This window comes from Kocuria arenosa (assembly GCF_042879215.1).
GTDB classification, from domain to species: domain Bacteria; phylum Actinomycetota; class Actinomycetes; order Actinomycetales; family Micrococcaceae; genus Kocuria; species Kocuria arenosa.
The window spans coordinates 1-4884 of record NZ_JBHZTA010000029.1 but is presented as its reverse complement, the minus strand read 5'-3'; the positions used below and the strand labels follow the sequence as shown (position 1 = coordinate 4884).

The window sequence follows — 4884 nt, the reverse complement described above, 5'->3', positions numbered from 1 at the left end:
TCGAGCAGGTCCGCCCGGTTCTTCGCATACCGGTACAGACCCATCGGATCCCGCCCCAGCTCAGCGCCCAACCGGCGCATGGACAAGGCCTCCAGGCCCTCGGCGTCCACCAGGGCCAGGGCCGCGGTGAGCACCACCTCCCGGCTCAGCCGCGGCCGGCGCGCCTTGGGCGTGGAGGTAGGTGCGCCCTCCTGCTGGGCAGGGGAGTCCGGGTCTGTGGTGGGGGAGGGGATGGTGATCAGAGTCCTTCAATAAGTCCGCTTTGCTTTCTCCCTACTCTACACGTACAGTCTACGGTGTAGGCAAGGCGTCGGACACACGGCGCCCCCCGCCTCCCACTGACTGCACCGACGGCGATCCGCCCTCCGGCGCTGTGCTGTTCGGCTTTCTGCCGATCCGGCACCCCCCTTTTTGCTTCTCCAGGAGATTTCTTTGACGAACACTGCTTCCCACACGGCCACCACCACCGCTGCTCACACTGCTGACGGTGGCGTGCGCCGGGCCACCGAGACCAAGAACGCGACCAAGACCACCGAGCTCATCGCCTACCTCGGCGTGCTGGCGGCCATCGTCGTCACGGCCATCCTGGTCGGTGACGGCGGTGCCGAGGACGGCGCCGATCTGTTCGACGCCCGTCAGGCCATGGAGTACATCACCTACCTGACCATCGGCTACCTGGTGGCCCGCGGGCTGGCCAAGTCCGGCAGCCGCGAGTACTACACCGCCTGAGCACCACCGGCTCTGCCCGGCAGGTGCCGCTGTGGCACCTGCCGGGCAGAACCCGTTCTCCCGAGCAGGACGCCAGCGCCTGCCGGGGAACACATCTTGAGGAGCACCGCCCGGCACCAGGGTGTGCACTCAGGGCCCCACTGGCCCACACTCCATCTCCCGACTCGGACAGGACAGGTCATGACCACCATTGATGCATGGATCCACGACTCGGCCCGGGTCCGCCCGGGGGATCGGATCGAGGCCTGGGACCAGAACCACCTGCGCCACGCCGGCACCGTGAGCCAGGCCGCACCGCATCTGGGGGTGCTGTGGATCCTCGAGGACGCCACCGGGATCCCGAAGCTGATCCCCGCCCAGGACTACCGCCTGCGCCACGCCCCGCACGCCCGAGCCTCCTGAGGTGCTGCGGGCATGCTGCCAGGCGATGGGTGGATCCCCCGCCCGGCAGGTCTCGGGTGGCGGGGGAGTCCCGCCTCTGCTGATCACCACTTCGTGCACGACCCTGCCTGCCAAGCCCCATGCCGGGATCCCCGTTCTGCCCGTTTCCGCTGAGAAGGACATCATGCTCACTGCTCTCATGCCGGTGATCGTCGACCGCCGCGCCACGGCCCAGGCCGCCCAGGCCGCCCAGGAGACCGCCCTGTGCCTCGAGCGTCTGCGCGAGAAGGCCCGCAGCGCCAGTGCCGCCGCCGACGCGACCTCTTGGTTGCACCGCCGCACCCAGCGGCTGGAAGCAGCCACCACCACCGCCCAGCAGCTGGCCCAGGCCGCCGCGGAGGCTTCGGCGCAGGCCGAGCACGCCCAGGGCCAGCACCTGGCCGAGGCGGCCGACACCGCTCAGCGAGCTCGGCGGAAGATCTACGCGATGTATCTGGCCATCACCGCCTAACCGCACCCGGGCACCGGCCCGCGGCCTTCCCCCAGCTGTGGGGGCGACACACCTTCAGGCCCCCGGCGCATCGTGCGCCGGGGGCCTGAGGTGTGTCCGCCGTCAGTGGGTGTCCGGGTTCAGCCCTCGCAGTCGGTGCAGTACGACACCTCGCCGGACTGGCGGGCGAGCTGGGAGCGGTGCCGGACCAGGAAGCAGGCGGCGCAGGTGAACTCGTCGACCTGCTCCGGGATGACGGCCACGGTGAGCTCTTCGTGCAAGAGGTCGGCGCCGGGCAGGTCGATGCCCTCGGCGGTGTCGAAGAACTCGGCGTCGATGACCGCGCTCTGGGTGGTGGCGCTGCGCTGGACCTGGATCGCCTCCAAGGACTCGTTGGCCGGCTCGTCCTCGGGCCGGGTGCGCGGAGCGTCGTAATCAGTGGTGGCCATGATGTGGTGCGTGCTCCTTCGAGCAGGAAAGAGGGTATTGGCATCGACCACAACTGGGGCGCGAGCCCCGATATTCCAGGAATTTCGGGACCGTGGCACGTGCCTCACCGATGTTGTTGACACATCAAGTCACCGAGGTGTATGAAATAGACTAAAGTCCACATCGAGTTCGAGGAGGTCCCCTGATGGCAGGCGCACTGATGACCGTCACAACCGGTGCCGGCGGGTTCGTAGCCGCGGTCGCCACCGTCGGGCTGGGCTTGTCGGTCGGGTCGGGTCATGCACCGAACCCGGCGTCGATAGGTCTCCTGGTGGCCGGAGTCGTGGCGCTGGTCATCGGGTTCGTGTCGCACTTCGAGCATCAGTCGCGCCTGTGGGCCCACCAGACGGACGCGCAGCTACAAGCACGCCGCCGCGCTCAGCAGTCGCGGGGGATCATTCCTGGTCGATCGCCTCAGCTGCACTGACGCGCACAGTAGCTGCCCGCGGTCGTCAGGTCCTCGACAGGGAGTCCCCAGCTCCACCCTGCTTTACATATGGCGGTCTGTCGGCTGTTTACCACGAAAGCGGCGTTGCACCGGGAGTTCCTGAGCGGGCAGATGTTGAAGCGCCGAAGGTAAAACGGTGCTGGTGCCCGGTGCTGACGGAATCGGGTGCCATCATGGTGTTCCCGTTCGATCGTTGGATCGGAGCAGGCTGTGAGCAGCGCCGGCCCGGCTGCTGAGCGACCGCTCCCTGCGGCACCGGGCGCCGCAGTCGACTCCGGCGCGCCGGGCCGCGCTGCAGGGCGTGCTCGCCCTCATCGCGCTTCCGTTCCTGCTGGTGATCGGGCTGGCCGTCGGCTCGGTGATCGGGACGTGGTGGCACGACTAGCGGGGAAACCGACGCAGAGAGTGCGTTGCCGGACGGGAGCTGCAGCGTCCAGCTCAGCGGGGGAGGTGTCGCTGCAACCACAGCGTGCACCACATGCGCAGCTGCAGCTCGTCCCAGGACCGAAGGTTCACCACCAGGGCGGCGGGCCCGTAGCGGTGGACCTCCTCGACGCCGTCGCGGGCGCTGAGCGCGGTGACGAGCTCGTCCACCAGATCCGGGTGCTCGGTGGCGATGTCGGCGCGCAGACCGACGTCGATGCAGTCCACCTCGGACGCGACCGTCACCAGGGGTTCGTCGGTGGTGGCAGCATCTGGACCTTCACCGCGCAGCGCGGCGATGGTGCGGTGGGTGTGGGCGAGCATCTCGGTGCCGTCCATCGGGTCGCGGCCATTGGCGGACTGGTAGACGCTGTAGAGCGGTAGGCCGGGGAGGAAGACCTCGTGCTGGGCGGCGGCAAGCACCGGGCGGTGGTGCATCGGGTAATCGCTGATCCGGTGGTGGCCGCTCTGCCACCGGGCCTCCGGCACTGCGGTGCTCAGCACCTGACCGAGGTAGGTCACGAAGCCGTCGACGAGTGCGATCGTGGCCGCCGGCGGGTGCGGGTCCACGAGCATCCCGCGGCGGGCCCAGGTGGGCCAAGAGGGCCGGGTCGGGTCCTCGTCCAGGTGCCGCGGGTCGATGCCGAGCTGTCCGGCCCGGGTGGTGATCCACTCCCACACCGGGGCGATCGACGCGGGTGTGCCGTCGAGCAGCGCGTCGGGATCCAGACCGTGGTCGGTCAGGGTTGCGCGCAGTCGCTGCAGCGCCGGCTCGCGTTCGGCCAGGTACTCATCGAGCGCGTCCGCGGCCTGCTCAGCATCCATCCACTCGTACAGCAGCTCCCCCATGGAAAACGACTCTACTGCCGGCGCCCGCTGGCCTCGCAAGGGCGTCGGCGGTTGGCTCAGCCCAGCTCGGGAATCCGGGCTGTGAGCCAGTCGGTCACCCACTGCTCCAGCTGCTCGGCGTCCCAGTCCGGGGCGGTCACCAGCAGCATCTCGTGGTCCTCCCGGTGGGCCGAGACGATGCCCGGCTGGGTAGTGAGGTCTTTGACCATCCGGTCCACCTTCCGGGAGTGCTCGTGGGCGATCTCCTCGTGCAGCCCGATGTCGAAGACCCCGCTCTCCTCCTCGACTTCCACGAGTGGTTCCTCCGCCATGGGGATCGGCTCCGACTCCCCGCGCAGCCTGGTGATGACGGCGGTCGCGTAGTCGGTGAACTCGTCCTCGCGCAGCGGGTCCATGCCGCGCCGCAGCCGGTGGGCGATGACGACGACCAGGCTCGGGGGATAGATGTCCGCGTCGGTGACCGGGCTCTTGAGCACCGGGTGGTTCTGCAGCCAGTAGCGCTTGACCCGGTGGAGGCAGACCTGCCACTGCGCCTATGAGGCGCCGGCGGCTATGACGTCGCCGAGGTAGGAGACGAACCCGTCCAGCAGGGCCACGACTTCGACCGGTGTGCTCCGGCGCAGGTCCGCGGTGTATCGGGCTCACGACGGCCACCAGGGCGGGGCCGGCGCGTCCCGGGAGACGGGCGCGGGGTAGTCGTCCTCCATAGGTGCTTGTACTGGCCGTTGAAGCTGGGGAGACTCTTGCCTCGACCTCAGCTCTCCGCCTCGAGGACCGGTCCATCGATCTGGCCTCTGCGCGCCCAGGTCACCACAGGTGTCAATCCGCAAACGCTCACATAATCCGCCGCCGGGGCCTGGACTTCATCCAGGACGGAGTCGTGCTCGTGGCCGGGCGCCGTCCCAGCGGGTCGGGCCGACCTGCTCCCTCGCCTTGATCTCGGACGTTTGGCGGGACCGGTGGTTGCGGCAGCCACCGGTATCGAGGATCACAGTCGGGAGACGGGGCATCTCGGTGATCGTTGCTCAGGAGGGGTTGTGGTGGGGCCGGGCGCGCAGGACGAGCTCGAGCTCGA

General features: G+C 69.0%; 8 protein-coding genes. 4 read left to right on the top strand and 4 right to left on the bottom strand.

Features of this window, described 5'->3' with window-relative positions; translation table 11 throughout:
• On the bottom strand, positions 1–149 hold a 149-nt coding region (locus ACFYE3_RS18925), incomplete at its 3' end, for a TetR family transcriptional regulator (protein ID WP_387611989.1).
• A 283-nt stretch (positions 150–432) separates the two neighbouring features.
• On the opposite strand from ACFYE3_RS18925, the gene ACFYE3_RS18920 reads away from it, so the two are divergent.
• From ACFYE3_RS18920 to ACFYE3_RS18910, 3 genes are all read left to right on the top strand, one after another.
• The gene (locus tag ACFYE3_RS18920) at positions 433–729 is read left to right on the top strand and encodes a hypothetical protein (RefSeq protein WP_387611986.1); all 297 of its coding nucleotides are present in this window, start codon (positions 433–435) and stop codon (positions 727–729) included.
• 180 nt (positions 730–909) lie between these two features.
• Entirely contained in the window at positions 910–1131 is a 222-nt protein-coding gene (locus ACFYE3_RS18915) for a hypothetical protein (protein WP_387611983.1), read from the top strand.
• A 163-nt stretch (positions 1132–1294) separates the two neighbouring features.
• Complete coding sequence (locus ACFYE3_RS18910) at positions 1295–1621, top strand: hypothetical protein (protein WP_387611980.1); 327 nt, start codon at positions 1295–1297, stop codon at positions 1619–1621.
• Positions 1622–1740: 119 nt separating this feature from the next.
• Here ACFYE3_RS18910 and ACFYE3_RS18905 read toward each other — a convergent pair whose 3' ends face one another.
• Entirely contained in the window at positions 1741–2049 is a 309-nt protein-coding gene (locus ACFYE3_RS18905) for a DUF4193 domain-containing protein (protein ID WP_387611978.1), read from the bottom strand.
• 185 nt (positions 2050–2234) lie between these two features.
• Between ACFYE3_RS18905 and ACFYE3_RS18900 the strand changes: the two genes are divergently transcribed.
• Positions 2235–2516: a hypothetical protein gene (locus ACFYE3_RS18900; protein ID WP_387611975.1), complete on the top strand. Its 282-nt coding sequence runs from the start codon at positions 2235–2237 to the stop codon at positions 2514–2516.
• A gap of 459 nt (positions 2517–2975) precedes the next feature.
• On the opposite strand, the gene ACFYE3_RS18895 is transcribed toward ACFYE3_RS18900, so the two are convergent.
• Both ACFYE3_RS18895 and ACFYE3_RS18890 read right to left on the bottom strand, forming a co-directional pair.
• Positions 2976–3809: a hypothetical protein gene (locus ACFYE3_RS18895; protein ID WP_387611973.1), complete on the bottom strand. Its 834-nt coding sequence runs from the start codon at positions 3807–3809 to the stop codon at positions 2976–2978.
• Between the two features lie 56 nt (positions 3810–3865).
• On the bottom strand, positions 3866–4285 hold the full coding sequence (locus ACFYE3_RS18890; RefSeq protein ID WP_387611970.1) for a hypothetical protein: 420 nt from the start codon (positions 4283–4285) through the stop codon (positions 3866–3868).
• Positions 4286–4884: the final 599 nt, after the last annotated feature.

Bases quoted from the DNA above. Each gene is read 5' to 3' on its own strand.
- ACFYE3_RS18895 (WP_387611973.1), bottom strand. From the start codon at position 3,809: ATGGGGGAGCTGCTGTACGAGTGGATGGATGCTGAGCAGGCCGCGGAC.
- ACFYE3_RS18910 (WP_387611980.1), top strand. From the start codon at position 1,295: ATGCTCACTGCTCTCATGCCGGTGATCGTCGACCGCCGCGCCACGGCC.
- ACFYE3_RS18905 (WP_387611978.1), bottom strand. From the start codon at position 2,049: ATGGCCACCACTGATTACGACGCTCCGCGCACCCGGCCCGAGGACGAG.
- ACFYE3_RS18915 (WP_387611983.1), top strand. From the start codon at position 910: ATGACCACCATTGATGCATGGATCCACGACTCGGCCCGGGTCCGCCCG.
- ACFYE3_RS18900 (WP_387611975.1), top strand. From the start codon at position 2,235: ATGGCAGGCGCACTGATGACCGTCACAACCGGTGCCGGCGGGTTCGTA.